This window comes from Pseudomonas sp. HC1(2025), assembly GCF_058742075.1.
On record NZ_CP196017.1, the window covers coordinates 5,410,073 to 5,426,971 of the forward strand.

The 16,899-nt window shown below is 59.1% G+C and carries 17 protein-coding genes; 10 read left to right on the forward strand and 7 right to left on the reverse strand.

Translation table 11 applies throughout. The annotated features are described in order from the left end of the window. Positions 1-40 precede the first annotated feature (40 nt). The 4 genes from alr to ACSSVH_RS24350 all read left to right on the forward strand — a co-directional run bounded on the left by alr (position 41) and on the right by ACSSVH_RS24350 (position 3,224). Positions 41-1,270 carry an alanine racemase gene (alr, locus tag ACSSVH_RS24335; RefSeq protein WP_492633831.1) on the forward strand — a complete coding sequence of 410 codons (1,230 nt, stop codon included), beginning with the start codon at positions 41-43 and terminating at the stop codon, positions 1,268-1,270. Positions 1,271-1,588: 318 nt separating this feature from the next. Continuing rightward, complete coding sequence (locus ACSSVH_RS24340; RefSeq protein WP_169953636.1) at positions 1,589-1,846, forward strand: hypothetical protein; 258 nt, start codon at positions 1,589-1,591, stop codon at positions 1,844-1,846. A gap of 374 nt (positions 1,847-2,220) precedes the next feature. Further along, complete coding sequence (locus ACSSVH_RS24345) at positions 2,221-2,490, forward strand: hypothetical protein (protein WP_169953634.1); 270 nt, start codon at positions 2,221-2,223, stop codon at positions 2,488-2,490. Between the two features lie 272 nt (positions 2,491-2,762). After that, entirely contained in the window at positions 2,763-3,224 is a 462-nt protein-coding gene (locus ACSSVH_RS24350) for a hypothetical protein (RefSeq protein WP_170057599.1), read from the forward strand. Between the two features lie 119 nt (positions 3,225-3,343). Here the strand turns inward: ACSSVH_RS24350 and fba are convergent, their stop codons facing one another. The 6 genes from fba to tkt form a co-directional block, all read right to left on the reverse strand. Then, positions 3,344-4,408 carry a class II fructose-bisphosphate aldolase gene (gene fba, locus ACSSVH_RS24355; RefSeq protein WP_029297347.1) on the reverse strand — a complete coding sequence of 355 codons (1,065 nt, stop codon included), beginning with the start codon at positions 4,406-4,408 and terminating at the stop codon, positions 3,344-3,346. A 279-nt stretch (positions 4,409-4,687) separates the two neighbouring features. After that, positions 4,688-5,023 (reverse strand): MliC family protein, encoded by a 336-nt coding sequence (locus tag ACSSVH_RS24360; protein ID WP_169953630.1) that lies wholly within the window; start codon positions 5,021-5,023, stop codon positions 4,688-4,690. Between the two features lie 60 nt (positions 5,024-5,083). Then, positions 5,084-5,305, reverse strand: a complete 222-nt coding sequence (locus ACSSVH_RS24365) for a hypothetical protein (protein WP_169953628.1) — start codon at positions 5,303-5,305, stop codon at positions 5,084-5,086. A 29-nt stretch (positions 5,306-5,334) separates the two neighbouring features. Beyond that, positions 5,335-6,498 (reverse strand): phosphoglycerate kinase, encoded by a 1,164-nt coding sequence (locus ACSSVH_RS24370; RefSeq protein WP_057440234.1) that lies wholly within the window; start codon positions 6,496-6,498, stop codon positions 5,335-5,337. After that, complete coding sequence (gene epd, locus ACSSVH_RS24375; protein WP_169953624.1) at positions 6,495-7,580, reverse strand: erythrose-4-phosphate dehydrogenase; 1,086 nt, start codon at positions 7,578-7,580, stop codon at positions 6,495-6,497. Before epd ends, ACSSVH_RS24370 begins: the two co-directional genes overlap by 4 nt. Positions 7,581-7,702: 122 nt before the next feature. Continuing rightward, positions 7,703-9,700, reverse strand: a complete 1,998-nt coding sequence (gene tkt / locus ACSSVH_RS24380; protein ID WP_169953622.1) for a transketolase — start codon at positions 9,698-9,700, stop codon at positions 7,703-7,705. A gap of 273 nt (positions 9,701-9,973) precedes the next feature. Between tkt and ACSSVH_RS24385 the strand changes: the two genes are divergently transcribed. The 5 genes from ACSSVH_RS24385 (at position 9,974) to ACSSVH_RS24405 (ending at position 15,031) form a co-directional block, all read left to right on the forward strand. Next, positions 9,974-10,969: an ArsR/SmtB family transcription factor gene (locus ACSSVH_RS24385; protein ID WP_169953620.1), complete on the forward strand. Its 996-nt coding sequence runs from the start codon at positions 9,974-9,976 to the stop codon at positions 10,967-10,969. Between the two features lie 19 nt (positions 10,970-10,988). Further along, the gene (gene metK / locus ACSSVH_RS24390) at positions 10,989-12,179 is read left to right on the forward strand and encodes a methionine adenosyltransferase (protein ID WP_170042170.1); all 1,191 of its coding nucleotides are present in this window, start codon (positions 10,989-10,991) and stop codon (positions 12,177-12,179) included. Positions 12,180-12,430: 251 nt separating this feature from the next. Then, complete coding sequence (locus ACSSVH_RS24395) at positions 12,431-12,778, forward strand: DUF1090 family protein (RefSeq protein WP_492633832.1); 348 nt, start codon at positions 12,431-12,433, stop codon at positions 12,776-12,778. A gap of 95 nt (positions 12,779-12,873) precedes the next feature. Then, positions 12,874-14,556: an NAD-dependent DNA ligase LigB gene (gene ligB, locus ACSSVH_RS24400; protein ID WP_492633833.1), complete on the forward strand. Its 1,683-nt coding sequence runs from the start codon at positions 12,874-12,876 to the stop codon at positions 14,554-14,556. Positions 14,557-14,635: 79 nt separating this feature from the next. Further along, the gene (locus ACSSVH_RS24405; RefSeq protein WP_170042168.1) at positions 14,636-15,031 is read left to right on the forward strand and encodes a DUF1090 domain-containing protein; all 396 of its coding nucleotides are present in this window, start codon (positions 14,636-14,638) and stop codon (positions 15,029-15,031) included. 18 nt (positions 15,032-15,049) lie between these two features. Here the strand turns inward: ACSSVH_RS24405 and ACSSVH_RS24410 are convergent, their stop codons facing one another. Beyond that, positions 15,050-15,499 carry a c-type cytochrome gene (locus ACSSVH_RS24410; protein WP_432754725.1) on the reverse strand — a complete coding sequence of 150 codons (450 nt, stop codon included), beginning with the start codon at positions 15,497-15,499 and terminating at the stop codon, positions 15,050-15,052. A 127-nt stretch (positions 15,500-15,626) separates the two neighbouring features. Between ACSSVH_RS24410 and mltA the strand changes: the two genes are divergently transcribed. Beyond that, positions 15,627-16,808, forward strand: a complete 1,182-nt coding sequence (gene mltA / locus ACSSVH_RS24415) for a murein transglycosylase A (RefSeq protein WP_169953610.1) — start codon at positions 15,627-15,629, stop codon at positions 16,806-16,808. Positions 16,809-16,899 lie beyond the last annotated feature (91 nt).

Genomic DNA, 16,899 nt, shown 5'->3' on the forward strand with positions numbered 1-16,899 from the left:
GCGCAATGCTTACCTATAAGAAAGTCATGGAGACTCATCAATGCCCTTCAATCGCACCCTACTCGCCCTGTCCATGGGCATGGTTCTGCTGCAAAACCCGGCCTTCGCGGCCCCGCCGTTGTCGATGACCGACGGGGTGGCCCAGGTCAATATCCAGGACAGCAACGCCTGGGTTGAGATCAGCAAAGCCGCGTTTGAACACAACATCCGCACCCTGCAAACCAGCCTCGCCGATAAGTCGAAAATCTGCGCCGTGCTCAAGGCCGACGCCTACGGCCACGGCATTGGCCTGCTGATGCCATCGGTGATCAAGCTCGGCGTGCCTTGCGTGGGCGTGGCCAGTAATGAAGAAGCCCGCGTGGTACGCGAAAGCGGCTTCAAGGGCCAACTGATCCGCGTGCGCACCGCCGCCCTCAGCGAGCTGGAAGCGGCGCTGCCATACAACGTCGAAGAGCTGGTGGGCAACCTCGACTTCGCCGTGCGCGCCAGCCTGATCGCCGAGCATCACGGCCGCCCGCTGGTGGTGCACCTGGGCCTGAACTCCAGTGGCATGAGCCGCAACGGCGTGGAAATGACCACCGCCCAGGGCCGCCGCGACGCCGTAGCCATCACCAAGGTGCCAAACCTGGAGGTGAAGGCGATCATGACCCACTTCGCCGTCGAAGACGCCGCCGACGTGCGCACCGGCCTCAAGGCCTTCAACGAGCAGGCCAACTGGCTGATCAACGTCGCCCAACTGGACCGCAGCAAAATCACCCTGCACGCCGCCAACTCCTTCGCCACCCTGGAAGTGCCCGAGTCCCGCCTGGACATGGTGCGCCCTGGCGGCCTGCTGTTCGGCGACACCGTGCCGTCGTTTACCGAATACAAGCGGGTGATGCAGTTCAAGTCCCACGTGGCCTCGGTCAACAGCTACCCCAAGGGCAACACCGTCGGCTATGACCGCACCTACACCCTGGCGCGTGATTCGAAACTGGCAAACATCACCGTGGGCTATTCCGACGGCTATCGCCGGGCGTTCACCAACAAAGGCATCGTGCTGATCAATGGCCATCGCGTGCCGGTGGTGGGCAAGGTGTCGATGAACACGCTGATGGTGGATGTGACGGACGTGCCGACCGTGAAGAGCGGCGATGAGGTGGTGTTGTTTGGCAAGCAGGGGAATGTGCAGACGACCCAGGCGGAGGTAGAGGATATTAACGGGGCGTTGTTGGCGGACCTTTATACGGTGTGGGGTAATTCCAATCCCAAGGTTCTTGTCGATCAATAAACTACAGCAACCCTGTGGGTTGATACTTTCAAATCCTGCCCACAAAAAACCCGCATCTCTGCGGGTTTTTTATTAATACCTAAAGCTTAGTTAACCCTGTTATTAATTTTAAATACCACTTCAAATTTACCGCTCTCACACAACTTACATTTCCTAATAACAACCATTCCAAAAAAATCTAAAAAACTGTCATTTCTTACAGATGAAAGCAACAGTTAACGCCCCTATCATTCTCCTCGCACCACCCAGGAAGGGTGAAGCTGGAAACCGGGATTTATCTAATTCACCCACCAACTTTATTTAATAAAGGAATATGCAATGACCATTTCAATCAACTATGCACAAAGCACTTCAACCGGGACCATTACCGTCGGTGGTACAGGCGCAGCACCAAATACTGTTCTAAACGTACAGCAAGCCAACACCGGATATCTCTATGGGCAAATGACCTCAAGTTATGATGGTAGTTTTGCTGGAACATTTGCAGGTGTACCTTCAGGCACACGACAAGACTTGACGATCTACGATACAACCATCGGTCGATACACGCCTTACTATTATGTAGACGTCCGATAAGAAGCATCCCTCTGAGCACTATAAAAGCAACCGAAGGAAGCTTGCTCAAACATCGCTACAAAAAAGCCCGCGTCGCTGCGGGCTTTTTCCATTGAGGATAAAGGGGACGGATCTTTTTTGGCACCATTTTTACTGCTATACGTCTACCCGATTACACGGGCGTGGGAGGATCGATGCCCAATCTGGCCAGAGTTGCATTGCCTAAAAACCCGCATCAGATGGTCCAGCGCAGCCATAACAAACAGATCTTATTAACCACAAGTGCAATCACGAAAAAATATAAAAAAGCCACCAATACTGTGAGATTTCACAGTAGAGACAGTTATAAAAAAAAACTACCTTAAGGACTCAGATCAATCCAGATGAGAAAAATCATGAAAAACTCAATCCTTACGAAGTTATTAAATTCAGGAAAAAACCTCACCCCGGCAGCTTTCCTTGCTTGCACCCTAGCGGTGTCTGCTCCAGCCCATGCACAGGAGGATACATACATATGCAATATATCGTTACCTGGCAACCCAATTTCAACTGTCAAAGCAACGTCTGCAAGTGAGGCAGAAAAAAAAGTAAAAGCGGAAATGGCGGGCACCGCCCAAAAAATTTACGGCATAACATCCCTTAATGTTACTTGCGTAAAAAAGTGAACAAGCCATAACGATAAAGAGGGTAAAGGGGACGGATCTGTTAGATTCCATAGAGTACTGACGCCCCATAAGGGTGGGTTAGTTAAATAGATCTGTCCCCATTATCGATATTCTTCCATTTTATCCTCAATAGCGAAAGAGTCTAAAGACTGCAGCTTTTGACAGGTTTAACTTGGTTTTTGTTGGTTTATTTTTGTTGTGTGGTCTTTGGTGATTAAGGATGAGCCACAAAGTGTGTTTATTTCGCTAACATTTAGGTGAGGTTTAAAGTCATGGAATATAATTTTGTACAAGCACCACATGTAGGCACTGCAACTGCAAGGGCTTTGGCTCACCGGGACTTTCTTAAAAATCCTGAAGACTCGACAAAGAAACTTTTTATATCTCTTGGGGGTTGGACACCGGAAGACCCTTTATCTTATGAAGAGACACAAGTGCTTCAGCAGCATGACCAACAATGGGCTGAATTTACTAATCATCATTACTTCTTTGAAGAAACCATCTCAGATGCTCAAAGAATCAGTTATATAGTCGGGCATCGCGGTGGAGACGAGTTTCCAGGCGTTACAGGCGCCGCTAATTATGAGGAACTGGCATCTGGGGTCTTGTCGCAATTAAGAGCCGGTACTTATAAACGAGGAAGTGGTGCTGCATATTCCTTGGATGATTTTGAAAAAAATGTGAAGGCGAGCAATAAAAGCAAGTTGAAATCAGGATGGTTGCGAAAAGAATGATTTTGCTGCGGTTTCGCCTTGCGTTGCCAGGTGTTTCACGCATCTATAAAAAACCCGCAGGAATCAGGCTGCGTTTTCACACAGCCTGAAGAGGCGGGTTTTTTATTAACACCTGAAGCTTAGTTAACCTTGGCGTTCAACTCACCTTTCAAGTACCGCTGGTACATCGCTTCCAACGACACAGGCTTGATCTTCGAAGCATTACCGGCAGTACCGAACGCTTCGTAACGCGCGATACATACATCACGCATCGCAGTCACAGTGGCACCGAAGAACTTACGCGGGTCGAACTCGCTCGGGTTGGTGGCCATCAGGCGACGCATCGCACCGGTGGAAGCCAGGCGCAGGTCGGTGTCGATGTTGACCTTGCGCACGCCGTGCTTGATGCCTTCGACGATTTCTTCAACCGGTACGCCGTAGGTTTCTTTGATGTCGCCGCCGTACTGGTTGATGATCGCCAGCCACTCTTGCGGTACCGAGGAAGAACCGTGCATCACCAGGTGGGTGTTGGGGATGCGTTTGTGGATTTCCTTGATGCGGTCGATGGCCAGTACGTCGCCAGTCGGTGGCTTGGTGAACTTGTAGGCGCCATGGCTGGTGCCGATGGCGATGGCCAGGGCATCGACCTGGGTGCGCTTGACGAAGTCAGCGGCTTCTTCGGGGTCGGTCAGCATCTGGCTGTGATCCAGCACGCCTTCGGCGCCGATGCCGTCTTCTTCACCGGCCATGCCGGTTTCCAGGGAACCCAGGCAGCCCAGCTCACCTTCTACCGACACACCGCAGGCGTGAGCCAGGGCGACGGTTTGTTGGGTGACACGCACGTTGTAGTCGTAGTCGGTCGGGGTCTTGCCGTCTTCACCGAGGGAGCCGTCCATCATTACCGAGCTGAAGCCCAGTTGGATCGAGCGCTGGCACACGTCAGGGCTGGTGCCGTGGTCCTGGTGCATGCACACCGGGATGTGTGGGAATTCTTCGATTGCCGCAAGGATCAGGTGACGCAGGAACGGCGCACCGGCGTATTTGCGGGCACCGGCCGAAGCCTGGACGATCACTGGGGAGTCGGTCTTGTCAGCGGCTTCCATGATGGCGCGCATCTGCTCAAGGTTGTTGACGTTAAAGGCTGGGACGCCGTAGCCGAACTCGGCTGCGTGGTCCAGCATTTGACGCATGCTGATAAGTGCCATTGTGTTGTCTCTCCCGGTCGAGGGTCGTTAATCGTGCAAGCCTGCCGTAGCGGCGGCTGCTATTCAAGTTATTGCAGATCAAGGCGTTGAGCCTTGGCCTGCTGAATCGTTATTGCTACTGGGGCTGACCCAAATTCCAATCTGGAACCGAATCATGTGGGAGCTGGCTTGCCTGCGATCGCGGTGTGCCAGACACCGAATTCGCCAACTGCGCCACCGCTTTCGCGGGCAAGCCCGCTCCCACATTTGGATATCATTTATGTTGAGACCGTGTTCTTTCTATTGGGCCTTGCAGCCCCGGCCGATCAAATCATCGGTGGCCACCCAGTAAACCAGGCCTTCCTCACCTTTGGTGTGAAACGCCAGCCGTTCATTGCTGTACAGCGCGCCGGAGGCCGCCACGTCTTCCTTGAGGCGATAGACCTGGTCGGAGCCGCCGAGGCGCACATCCACCTGCTTGTGGTCGGTATCGACAAACCGCCAGTTCACCTGGGCCTGGCTGTCGCATACCCAGGTGGTCCATGGTGCTTGCTGCGGTTGTGCCTTGTTGAACATGTTCAGGTTGGCACAACCGGCCAGTAGAGCCAGTGCTGCCAGGGCGATAACGCCTTTCATTGCCAATCCTCGAACGGCGGCCTGGGGCCGCCACTGCTGTCGGTTAGTGAATCAGACCCATCAAGGGCAACCCTGTTCCTTACCTTTGGGCGGGGAGTCGTATTTCTCCAGCCCGTCGGGCCCTATGCGCTTGCTGATCACCGGCATGGTTTCAGCCTGCCAGTCGGCCTGGTAGCAGCCCTTGTGCGGCGCAGCCCCCGGTGCCTCTGGCGGCGCCTTGGGCGCGCTGCCGCAGCCGGCCAACAGGCCTGCTGCAATCACCAGCGCGAATGGCTTGATCATGGGAATGCTCCTTTTCCAGACCGCAGGCCTCAGCCCTTGGCTCGACTTTCCAGCACTTCAACGGCTGGCAGCACCTTGCCTTCGACGAACTCAAGGAACGCGCCACCACCGGTAGAAATGTAGGAGATCTGCTCAGCAACGCCATATTTATCGATGGCCGCCAGGGTGTCGCCACCGCCGGCAATGGAGAATGCCGAACTTTCGGCAATTGCCTTGGCCAGCACTTTGGTGCCGTTGCCGAACTGGTCGAACTCGAACACACCCACCGGGCCGTTCCACAGGATAGTCCGGGAGGCTTTCAGCAGCTCAGCGAAGTTCGCAGCAGTTTGTGGGCCGATGTCCAGGATCATGTCGTCTGCCGCCACGTCGGCGATCAGCTTGACGGTCGCTTCGGCGCTTTCAGCGAATTCCTTGGCCACTACCACGTCCACCGGCAGTGGCACGCTGACCTTGGCCGCGATGGCGCGGGCAGTGTCCAGCAGGTCCGGCTCGTACAGGGATTTGCCTACCGGATGGCCAGCAGCCGCCAGGAAGGTGTTGGCAATGCCGCCGCCAACGATCAACTGGTTGCAGATCTGGCTCAGGCTGTTGAGCACGTCCAGCTTGGTCGACACCTTGGAGCCCGCCACGATGGCGGCCATTGGCTGGGCCGGTGCGCCCAGGGCCTTGCCCAGTGCGTCCAGCTCGGCAGCCAGCAACGGGCCAGCAGCGGCCACCTTGGCGAACTTGGCTACGCCATGGGTCGAACCCTCCGCGCGGTGCGCGGTGCCGAACGCATCCATCACGAACACGTCACACAGCGCAGCATATTGCTGGGCCAGTTCGTCGCTGTTCTTTTTCTCGCCCTTGTTGAAGCGCACGTTTTCGAACAGCACGATGTCGCCGGCCTTGACGTCGACGCCGCCCAGGTAATCAGCCACCAGCGGCACTTCGCGGCCCAGGGCCTTGCTCAGGTAATCGGCTACAGGCTTGAGGCTATTTTCGGCGGAGAACTCACCTTCGGTCGGACGACCCAGGTGGGAGCAGACCATTACGGCCGCGCCTTTTTCCAGGGCCAGCTTGATGGTCGGCAGCGAGGCAAGGATGCGCGCATCGCTGGTGACCACACCGTCCTTGACTGGGACGTTGAGGTCTTCGCGGATCAGTACGCGCTTACCTTGCAGATCGAGGTCGGTCATCTTCAACACGGTCATGGTCGCAGTTCCTGAATTGCTTGATTTTGAAAGGCTGATTTTGCAGAAGCGATGTGCAGATAATGTTCCGCAACATCCAGCATGCGGTTGGCAAAGCCCCATTCGTTATCGAACCAGGCCAGGATGTTCACCAGCCTCGGGCCGGAAACACGGGTCTGGCTGGCATCGACGATGGCCGAATGCGGGTCATGGTTGAAATCACAACTGGCGTGGGGCAACTCGGTATAGGCCAACAGGCCTTTGAGCGGGCCGCTGGTGGCGGCGTCGCGCAAGATCCGGTTGACCTCGCCGGCGTCGGTGTCGCTGACGGTTTGCATGGTGATATCCAGGCACGACACGTTCACCGTCGGCACGCGCACTGCTTTGGCCTGGATTCGCCCGGCAAGTTCCGGCAGCAGGCGTTCGATACCGCGGGCCAGGCCGGTGGACACCGGAATCACCGACTGGAACGCCGAACGGGTGCGGCGCAGGTCTTCATGGTGGTAGGCGTCGATCACCGGCTGGTCGTTCATCGCCGAGTGAATGGTGGTGATCGACACATATTCCAGGCCAATCGCCTGGTCCAGCAGACGCAACAGCGGCACGCCGCAGTTGGTGGTGCAGGAGGCGTTGGACACCAGCAACTCGTCACCGGTCAGGCAGTCCTGGTTGACGCCGTAGACGATGGTGGCGTCGACATCCGCCTCGCTGGCCATCGGCTGGGAAAACAGCACGCGCGGCGCACCGGCGTCGAGGAATCGCTGGCCATCGGCACGGGTGTGGTAGGCACCGGAGCATTCCAGTACCAGGTCGACGCCCAGCGCCGCCCAGTCGATGCCCTCGGGCGTGGCACTGCGCAAAACTTTCACGCAGTTGCCATTGATATGCAGACAATCGCCGTCGATCCGCACTTCGCCGGGGAACCGGCCGTGGGTGGAGTCGAAGCGTGTCAGGTATTCGATGCTGGCCATGTCGGCCAGATCGTTGATTGCGACAATTTCAAACCCGGCCGCCGCCCCTCGCTCGAACAGCGCACGCAAGACGCAACGACCAATCCGGCCGTAGCCGTTGAGTGCAACTTTGTAGGGACGGGGTTCAGGCATGGGGTTCTCGATCAATATGTTCCATCGCTATCGCGGGCAAGCCCGCTCCCACATTAGACCGCGATCCAAATGTGGGAGCGGGCTTGCCCGCGATGGCGCCAGTACAGACAACGCAGACTGACTTAGTCTTCCAGCAGCTCTTCAGCCTGACCCAGGATGTTTTCCAGGGTGAAACCGAACTCTTCGAACAACGCTGGCGCCGGCGCCGACTCACCATAGGTAGTCATGCCGATCACGCGACCTTCCAGGCCCACGTACTTGTACCAGTAGTCGGCGTGCGCCGCTTCAATGGCGATACGCGCGCTGACCTGCAACGGCAGGACCGATTGCTTGTAGTCCGCGTCCTGGGCTTCGAACACGCTGGTGCACGGCATGGACACAACGCGCACGTTACGGCCTTGGGCAGTCAGCTTGTCGTAGGCCTGAACGGTCAGGCCCACTTCGGAACCGGTGGAGATCAGGATCAGCTCCGGCTCGCCGATGCAGTCCTTGAGCACGTAGCCACCACGGCTGATAGCGGCGATCTGCGCGTCGGTACGCGCCTGGTGCTGCAGGTTCTGGCGGGAGAAGATCAGCGCCGAAGGGCCGTCCTTGCGCTCGATCGCGTGCTTCCAGGCCACGGCCGATTCCACTGCGTCGGCTGGGCGCCAGCAATCCAGGTTCGGCGTGGTACGCAGGCTGGTCAGTTGCTCGACCGGCTGGTGCGTCGGGCCGTCTTCGCCCAGGCCGATGGAGTCGTGGGTGTACACGTGGATCACGCGCTTCTTCATCAGCGCCGCCATGCGTACGGCATTGCGTGCGTATTCCATGAACATCAGGAAGGTCGCGCCGTAAGGCACCAGGCCGCCGTGCAGGGCAACGCCGTTCATGATGGCGCTCATGCCGAACTCGCGCACGCCGTAGTACATGTAGTTGCCGCTGGCGTCTTCAGCCGAGACACCTTTGCAACCTTTCCACAGGGTCAGGTTGGAACCGGCCAGGTCAGCCGAACCGCCAAGCAGTTCAGGCAGCAGTGGGCCATAGGCATTCAGCGCGTTCTGGCTGGCTTTGCGGCTGGCGATGGTTTCGCCTTTGGCAGCCACTTCTGCGATGTACTCGTCGGCCTTGGCCGAGAAGTCCAGCGGCAGGTCGCCATTGAGGCGGCTCATCAGCTCATTGGCCAATGCCGGGAATTGGGCGGCGTAGGCTTCAAAACGCTGGTCCCACTCGGCTTCAGCGGCGCGGCCGGCTTCCTTGGCGTCCCACTCGGCGTAGATATCAGCCGGGATTTCGAACGGGCCGTAGTTCCACTTCAGCGCTTCGCGGGTCAGGGCGATTTCCGCGTCACCCAGTGGGGCGCCGTGGCAGTCTTCCTTGCCTTGCTTGTTCGGCGAACCGAAGCCAATGGTGGTCTTGCAGCAGATCAGCGTCGGCTGCTCGCTTTTGCGCGCCGTTTCGATGGCCGTCTTGATCTCTTCCGGATCGTGGCCGTCAACATTGCGGATGACCTGCCAGTTGTAGGCTTCGAAACGCTTTGGCGTGTCGTCGGTGAACCAGCCTTCGACTTCGCCATCGATGGAGATGCCGTTGTCATCGTAGAAAGCAATCAGCTTGCCCAGGCCCAGGGTACCTGCCAGGGAACTGACTTCGTGGGAAATGCCTTCCATCATGCAGCCATCACCCAGGAACACATAGGTGTGGTGGTCGACAACGTTATGGCCTGGACGGTTGAACTGCGCCGCCAGGACTTTTTCGGCCAGGGCGAAGCCCACGGCGTTGGCCAGGCCTTGGCCCAGGGGACCGGTGGTGGTCTCGACGCCAGGGGTGTAGCCGAATTCCGGGTGGCCCGGGGTGCGGCTGTGCAGTTGGCGGAACTGCTTGAGGTCGTCGATGGACAGGTCGTAGCCGGTCAGGTGCAGCAACGAATAGATCAACATCGAGCCATGGCCGTTGGACAGCACGAAGCGGTCACGGTCGGCGAACGAGGGGTTGCTCGGGTTGTGTTTCAGGTAATCACGCCAAAGTACCTCGGCGATATCCGCCATGCCCATCGGGGCACCGGGATGGCCGCTGTTGGCTTTTTGCACGGCATCCATGCTGAGGGCACGAATGGCGTTGGCACGCTCACGACGGCTGGGCATCGCTGATCTCCTGAGGATATTGAATCGAGAGTGAATAAAAGAAACGGAAAAAAGGACCGGCATTTTCCCTCAGCCAAGGCCTTAGGGGCAATGACAGATACCGACATATGTAGGTTTTTCCTGTGGTTTGGACTGCATTGGCAGCAAGAACACTTCCCGCCGTTCGTCTAAAGGTTATAGCGCCTGCTTATAACCACCGATTATCGACCAATATCAAAACTTTTTGATATTGGCCTTGCGAGGATTTGACCTCATCACTAGACTGCTGGCCTTATGAACTTACCTGCGCCTTCCATTCGCCCCGACGACTGCGATGAGCTGGCGGCCCTGTGCAAGGCCGGCGGCGATCCGCTGCGCCTGAATGTACTGCGCGCCCTGGCCAACGACTCGTTTGGCGTATTGGAACTGGCACGGATCTTTGCCATTGGCCAGTCCGGCATGAGCCATCACCTGAAAGTGCTGGCCCAGGCCGACCTGGTGGCCACCCGCCGTGAAGGCAACGCGATTTTTTACCGTCGCGCCCTGCCCCACACCGACTTGCTGGGTGGCAAGCTGCACGCTGCATTGCTCGAAGAAGTGGACAACCTGGCCCTGCCGGCTGACGTCCAATCGCGGATCGCACAGGTCCACGGGCAACGCGCCGCCGCCAGCCAGGACTTTTTCTCACGGGTGGCGGACAAGTTTCGCGCCCAGCAGGACCTGATTGCCGGGCTGCCTCAATACCGCGAAAGCGTGTTGGCGCTGCTCGACAAACTGGGCTTCAGCCAGGCTGCCACGGCGCTGGAAGTCGGCCCGGGCGATGGAGGGTTCCTGCCAGACCTGGCACGCCGCTTCCACCAGGTGACGGCGCTGGACAACAGCCCGGCCATGCTGGAACTGGCGCGCCAGCTGTGCGAACGCGAGCACTTGGGCAACGTCAGCCTGCGGCTGGCCGATGCCTTGAATGATGTAGGGCTGCAAGCCGATTGCGTGGTGCTGAACATGGTCTTGCACCATTTCGCCGCCCCGGCCGATGCCCTCAAACAAATGGCCGGTTTGCTGCAACCGGGCGGCAGTCTTTTGGTAACCGATTTATGCAGCCACAACCAGAGTTGGGCCAGGGAGGCCTGCGGTGATCTATGGTTGGGGTTTGAACAGGACGATCTGGCCCGTTGGGCCACCGCTGCGGGACTCGTTCCCGGGGAAAGCCTCTATGTAGGCTTACGTAATGGTTTCCAGATTCAGGTCCGCCACTTTCAGCGGCCAACTGGCGACACTCACCATCGGTAAATATCAGGAAAACATCGAGATGAGCGAATATTCCCTTTTCACCTCCGAGTCCGTGTCTGAAGGGCATCCGGACAAAATCGCCGACCAGATTTCTGATGCGGTGCTGGACGCCATCATTGCTGAAGACAAGTTCGCCCGCGTGGCGTGCGAGACGCTGGTGAAAACGGGCGTGGCGATCATCGCCGGTGAAGTCACCACGTCGGCCTGGGTCGACCTGGAGCAGATCGTCCGTGACGTGATCACCGACATCGGCTACACCAGCTCCGACGTCGGCTTCGACGGCGCGACCTGCGGCGTGATGAACATCATCGGCAAGCAGTCGCCCGACATCAACCAGGGTGTGGACCGTGCCAAGCCAGAAGACCAGGGCGCCGGCGACCAGGGCCTGATGTTCGGCTACGCCAGCAACGAAACCGACGTACTGATGCCTGCGCCGATCACCTTCTCCCACCAGTTGGTCAAGCGCCAGGCCGAAGCCCGTAAATCCGGCCTGCTGCCTTGGTTGCGCCCGGACGCCAAGTCCCAGGTGACCTGCCGTTACGAAGGCGGCAAAGTGGTGGGCATCGACGCCGTGGTGCTGTCGACCCAGCACAACCCGGAAGTCTCCTACAAAGACCTGCGCGAAGGCGTGATGGAGCTGATCGTCAAGCACGTGTTGCCTGCCGAGCTGCTGACCAAGGACACCCAGTTCCATATCAACCCGACCGGCCAGTTCATCATTGGTGGCCCGGTAGGCGACTGCGGCCTGACCGGTCGCAAGATCATCGTCGACAGCTACGGCGGCATGGCCCGTCACGGCGGTGGCGCGTTCTCCGGCAAGGATCCATCCAAGGTTGACCGCTCGGCCGCCTACGCCGGTCGTTATGTGGCCAAGAACATCGTTGCCGCCGGGCTGGCCGAACGCTGCGAGATTCAGGTGTCCTACGCCATTGGTGTGGCCCAGCCTACGTCGATCTCGCTGAACACCTTCGGCACCGGCAAGATCAGCGACGACAAGATCGTCAAGCTGGTGCGTGAGATTTTCGACCTGCGTCCGTACGCAATCACCACCATGCTCGACCTGCTGCACCCGATGTACCAGGAAACCGCGGCCTACGGCCACTTCGGCCGTACCCCTGAACTGAAGACCGTCGGCGACGACACCTTCACCACGTTCACCTGGGAAAAAACCGACCGCGCCGACGACCTGCGCACCGCTGCCGGCCTGTAATCGCAGCACGTAGCACCCAAGGCCCCGCCGGGTATTCCCGGCGGGGCTTTTTGTTGCGCTTTTTTACAGGCACCGATGAGCACGCGACGGCGAACCTGGCAAATAGTTCACATTTATTGGATCCAAACCTTGCAGGCAAAATGATGGCCCACTAGAATCCGCGCCCTCCCGAGCGCTCAACCACATTGGATATTGCATTGCGCCCGCTCGGGACAGCCAAGTGCGCAGGCAATCGAACATTGAGGTTTTTCATGCGTATTTCCAAGTTCGCCCCTGCCGCCGTCCTGTTCAGCCTGTTCGCCCTGCCAGTGCAAGCCGCTGACCTGAGCGGCCTGACTGGCGCCCTGACTTCCCAGTTGGGCGGCGCAACCGGCAACTGCGAAAAACAGAGCCAGGAGCTGCAAGCCAAGGTCGATGCCGCCAAAGCCAATGGCGAAGACCTGAAAGTGAAGGCCATGCAGGCTGCACTGGATCAGGTAAACAAAGGTTGCAAAAAAGTCGGCGAGTCCCAGGGCAAGCTCGACGAAGCCTCGCAAAAGCAGCAGGCCAAGGCAGACAGCAACGACACCGTGAAAGCCCTGGGCGGTCTGTTCAAGTAAGCAGAAACACCCGGTAAAAAGCCTCGCGCCTGCGGGGCTTTTTTATGGGCGTCTGCCTGCTTTAGGCTGGCCCCCCCTTCAGAGCAAGGATGCTCATGATGCCGCCACGCCTGCTGACCTACCTGCTGTTGATGCTCTTCCCTCTCATCGCCTGGGCGCAGGGCTGCCCGGACTGGCCAGTGAACAAGGCCCAGGACGAAATAACCGCCCTGCAACGGCAAATCGGCCTGTGGGATGACAGTTACCATCGGCTCGGCCAATCCCTGATCAGCGACGAGCTCTACGATCAGGCCCGCATACGCCTGGAGCAATGGCGGGGTTGCTTCGCACAGGCACCGTCATCTGCCAACAACCCCCTGTCCAGCGCGCGCGGCACTGTTGCCCACCCAGTCGCGCATACAGGCCTTGAGAAGCTGGTCAACGACCGCGCCGTGGCAGACTGGATCAGCACACGCCGCGACCTGTGGGTACAACCCAAGGTCGATGGTGTGGCGGTGACCCTGGTCTATCGCGCAGGGCGCCTGGCCCAGGTCATCAGCCGCGGCGACGGCCTGTTCGGCCAGGACTGGACCGCCTCGGCCCGCAACATTCCAGGCATCGTGCAACAGCTGCCCGAGGCCATCGACCTGCTCTTGCAGGGCGAGCTGTATTGGCGCCTGGGCGCCCACATACAAGGGGAGACGGGCGGCATGAATGCCCGCAGTAAAGTCTCCGGGCTGATGAACCGCCAACACCTGAGTGACGCCGACGCCGCAGGTATCGGCCTGTTTGTCTGGGCCTGGCCCCATGGGCCGGCGGACCTCAAGCAGCAGTTGGACAGCCTCGCACGCTGGGGTTTTGGCGATAGCCAGCGTTACAGCCAGCCCATCGACACCTTCGAACAGGCACGGCACTGGCGAACTTTCTGGCATGAACATCCATTGCCCTTCGCCACTGATGGCGTGGTGCTGCACCACAGCCAGCGCGCCCCCGCCGAACGCTGGCAGGCCGGTACGCCGTATTGGGCTGTTGCCTGGAAATACCCGGTCATCAAAGCCCTGGCCCATGTTCGCCATGTGCAGTTCAAAATCGGCCGCACCGGCCGTATCACTCCGATCCTGGAACTGGACCCGGTGCTGCTCGACGACCGTCAGATCAAACGCGTCAGCATCGGCTCCTTGAAGCGCTGGCAGGAATTGGATATCCGCCCAGGCGACCAGGTGTCCATCAGCCTCGCCGGCCAGGTGATCCCAAGGCTCGACCAGGTCATCCTGCGCAGCTATCCACGGGTCGATGTCGCGGTGCCGGTAGCCAGCAATTTCCATCACCTGAGCTGCTGGCAATTGGCCCCGGCCTGCGAGGAGCAACTGCTGGCCCGGCTGACCTGGCTCAGCGGCAAGCAAGGGCTGGACCTGCCACACATTGGCCGCGAGACCTGGAATAGCTTGATCCAGGCCGGGCAAATCAGTGGTTTGGTGGATTGGTTGAACCTTGATGAGACAGAGCTTGCTACCATTGACGGATTCGGCGACCGCAGCAGTGCGCGCCTGCTTGCGAGCCTGCAAGTGGCGCGCCAGCGACCGTTCGCGCAATGGCTGATGGCGCTTGGGGTTCCACCTACCGCCCGCAATAACCTGGCGGGCGGCTGGCATGCCCTGGCTGCGCGAGACACTCAAGCCTGGCAGGCCGAAGCAGGAATCGGCCCGGGGCGCGCGGCGCAATTGAGCGCCTTTTTTCGCGACCCCCAGGTGGTGGCTATGAGTGAAACACTGCGGGCTGCCGGGATAGATGGCTTTTAGTCCCGACCCGCCAATTTAATCGGTGCCAGCAGAAATCATCCTGCCCACCTGACAACGATCTGTTTACTTTGGAGTTTCCATGAAATTTCTTGCACCGCTTGCCCTGTTGACCGTTACCAGCTTCCTCGCCACGCCATTGCTGGCTGCCGAGACAGCCCCGCAACTGACCGGTTGCGCCGCCAAGCGCCAGGCCATCAGCCTGCAGATCGAACAAGCCAAGGCCCACGGCAACAGTGAGCAACAAGCCGGCCTGGAAAAAGCCTTGAGCGAAGTCACCGCCCACTGCACCGATGCCTCCCTGAAAAAGGAACGCGAGAACAAGGTGCTGGACGCCAAGCACGAAGTCAGCCGCCGTCAGGCCGACCTCGACAAGGCCATGAAAAAGGGCGACTCCGAGAAGATCAACAAGCGTAAGGACAAGCTCGCTGAATCGCGCAAAGAGTTGCAGCAAGCCCTCGACGACCTGGACAAGTAAGGCGCAGCCAATCGAGCCTCAATGGTCGCGAAACTGCTTATGACAGGCGCTGCAGGCATCTTCGACTTTCTGCACCGCAGGCTTCAAGTCAGTGGCTTTGTAAGGCTGCACCTGGCTGGCGATCACCAATTCACCGGTGGCCGCCTCAAGGTTGCGCGCCAGTTCCTGGAACTGGGCCTGTTTTTGCCATACGTCGTCCTTGGCGCTGGTGTGATCTTCTTCGCGCACCGTTGGAAAGTGCTTCCACGGCTCATGGGACAAAGCGTCAAGCTTGACCGCACCTTCGGCAAATTTGGCCCCGTCGAACGGGATGCGGCCACGCAGCATGCCGCCCAGGTCTTCGCCCGTCTTGAGCATCTGCTTGAAGATGGCCTTGCGCTGGCCCAATGGCGAGTTCGGGTCAACGCCACCGCAAGCGGTCAGCGTCAGGCAGGCCAGCAATACAACAGTCAGTTTTTTAAAAGTCATGGTGGCTCAGGGTTACGGGAAACGGCGGCCAGTATCCTCGCCCCGCCCGCAAAGACCAATAGCCCTATTAATAATATGGATGCTTGCGCCGCACCCTGCGCAGGCAATCGCCTTGGGAATTACTTGCATGAATAACCTGTTTAACCCCTGGAGCCGCCGGCTGGCATGGGCTCTGCCGATGATCGCACTACTCGCCGGATGCGACGGCGGCAACGCTCCGGCACCCAAACCTGAGCCAGAAAAACCCCATGCTGTGGCGACCTACGTCAGTGCCACCTGGGAAGACCTGCCGGTGGTTTCGGACAGCGACCTGCAAGCTGGCTTCGAATCCTGGCGTAGTGCCTGCCAACGCCTGAAGAACGATCCGGTGTGGGGCGCCACCTGCGCTGCAGCGGTCAATGTGCCGGGCAATGCCGGGGATATCCGTGGCTTCCTCAAGCAGCAGTTGGACGTCTATGGCTTGCGCTCGGCGGACAACACGCCCAATGGCCTGATCACCGGCTATTACGAACCGGTCTACCCGGGCAGCCTCACCGAAACCAAGACCGCCCACGTGCCGGTGTTTGGGGTGCCGGACGACCTGATCATCGTCAACCTGGAAAGCATCTACCCCGAACTCAAGGGCAAACGCCTGCGCGGGCGCCTGGAAGGCCGGGTACTCAAGCCCTATGACGATGCCGGCACCATCAACCAGCAAGGCTCCAGTGCCAAGCCTATTGCCTGGCTGACCCACCCGATGGACCTGCAATTTCTGCAAATCCAGGGTTCTGGCCGCATCCAGCTGGCTGACGGTCGTCAGTTGCGCGTGGGCTATGCCGACCAGAACGGCTTCCCGTATCGCCCTATCGGCCGCTGGCTGGTGGAGCAAGGCGAGTTGAAGAAAGACGAAGTGAGCATGGGCGCGATCAGTGCCTGGGCCAAGGCCCATCCTGAGCGGATCCCGGAACTGTTGGCGAGCAACCCCAGCTACGTCTTCTTCAGCACCCGCCCCGACAGCAATGAAGGCCCGCGCGGCTCGCTGAACGTGCCGCTGACCGCCGGCTACAGCGTGGCCGTGGACCGCAAGGTCATCCCGCTGGGCAGCCTGTTGTGGCTGTCGACCACCCGCCCCGATGGGGCGCCGGTCGTACGGCCGGTAGCGGCCCAGGATACCGGCGGCGCGATTGTCGGCGAGGTACGTGCGGACCTGTTCTGGGGCACCGGTGATGCGGCGGGCGAGTTGGCCGGGAACATGAAGCAGCAGGGCCAGATCTGGATGTTGTGGCCCAAGGGTACCGCGCTGCCTCAAGTGCCGGATGCGCCTTTGTAGGAACCGGCTGGCCGGCGATGGCGGTTTGAAATCCGACATCGCGGGTGCACGTGCTGGCGTCATCGCTGGCAAGCCAGCTCCCACAAGGGCT

Coding starts and splice junctions, on each gene's coding strand:
- alr (WP_492633831.1), top strand. CDS start 41: ATGCCCTTCAATCGCACCCTACTCGCCCTGTCCATGGGCATGGTTCTG.
- ACSSVH_RS24340 (WP_169953636.1), top strand. CDS start 1,589: ATGACCATTTCAATCAACTATGCACAAAGCACTTCAACCGGGACCATT.
- ACSSVH_RS24345 (WP_169953634.1), top strand. CDS start 2,221: ATGAAAAACTCAATCCTTACGAAGTTATTAAATTCAGGAAAAAACCTC.
- ACSSVH_RS24350 (WP_170057599.1), top strand. CDS start 2,763: ATGGAATATAATTTTGTACAAGCACCACATGTAGGCACTGCAACTGCA.
- fba (WP_029297347.1), bottom strand. CDS start 4,408: ATGGCACTTATCAGCATGCGTCAAATGCTGGACCACGCAGCCGAGTTC.
- ACSSVH_RS24360 (WP_169953630.1), bottom strand. CDS start 5,023: ATGAAAGGCGTTATCGCCCTGGCAGCACTGGCTCTACTGGCCGGTTGT.
- ACSSVH_RS24365 (WP_169953628.1), bottom strand. CDS start 5,305: ATGATCAAGCCATTCGCGCTGGTGATTGCAGCAGGCCTGTTGGCCGGC.
- ACSSVH_RS24370 (WP_057440234.1), bottom strand. CDS start 6,498: ATGACCGTGTTGAAGATGACCGACCTCGATCTGCAAGGTAAGCGCGTA.
- epd (WP_169953624.1), bottom strand. CDS start 7,580: ATGCCTGAACCCCGTCCCTACAAAGTTGCACTCAACGGCTACGGCCGG.
- tkt (WP_169953622.1), bottom strand. CDS start 9,700: ATGCCCAGCCGTCGTGAGCGTGCCAACGCCATTCGTGCCCTCAGCATG.
- ACSSVH_RS24385 (WP_169953620.1), top strand. CDS start 9,974: ATGAACTTACCTGCGCCTTCCATTCGCCCCGACGACTGCGATGAGCTG.
- metK (WP_170042170.1), top strand. CDS start 10,989: ATGAGCGAATATTCCCTTTTCACCTCCGAGTCCGTGTCTGAAGGGCAT.
- ACSSVH_RS24395 (WP_492633832.1), top strand. CDS start 12,431: ATGCGTATTTCCAAGTTCGCCCCTGCCGCCGTCCTGTTCAGCCTGTTC.
- ligB (WP_492633833.1), top strand. CDS start 12,874: ATGATGCCGCCACGCCTGCTGACCTACCTGCTGTTGATGCTCTTCCCT.
- ACSSVH_RS24405 (WP_170042168.1), top strand. CDS start 14,636: ATGAAATTTCTTGCACCGCTTGCCCTGTTGACCGTTACCAGCTTCCTC.
- ACSSVH_RS24410 (WP_432754725.1), bottom strand. CDS start 15,499: ATGACTTTTAAAAAACTGACTGTTGTATTGCTGGCCTGCCTGACGCTG.
- mltA (WP_169953610.1), top strand. CDS start 15,627: ATGAATAACCTGTTTAACCCCTGGAGCCGCCGGCTGGCATGGGCTCTG.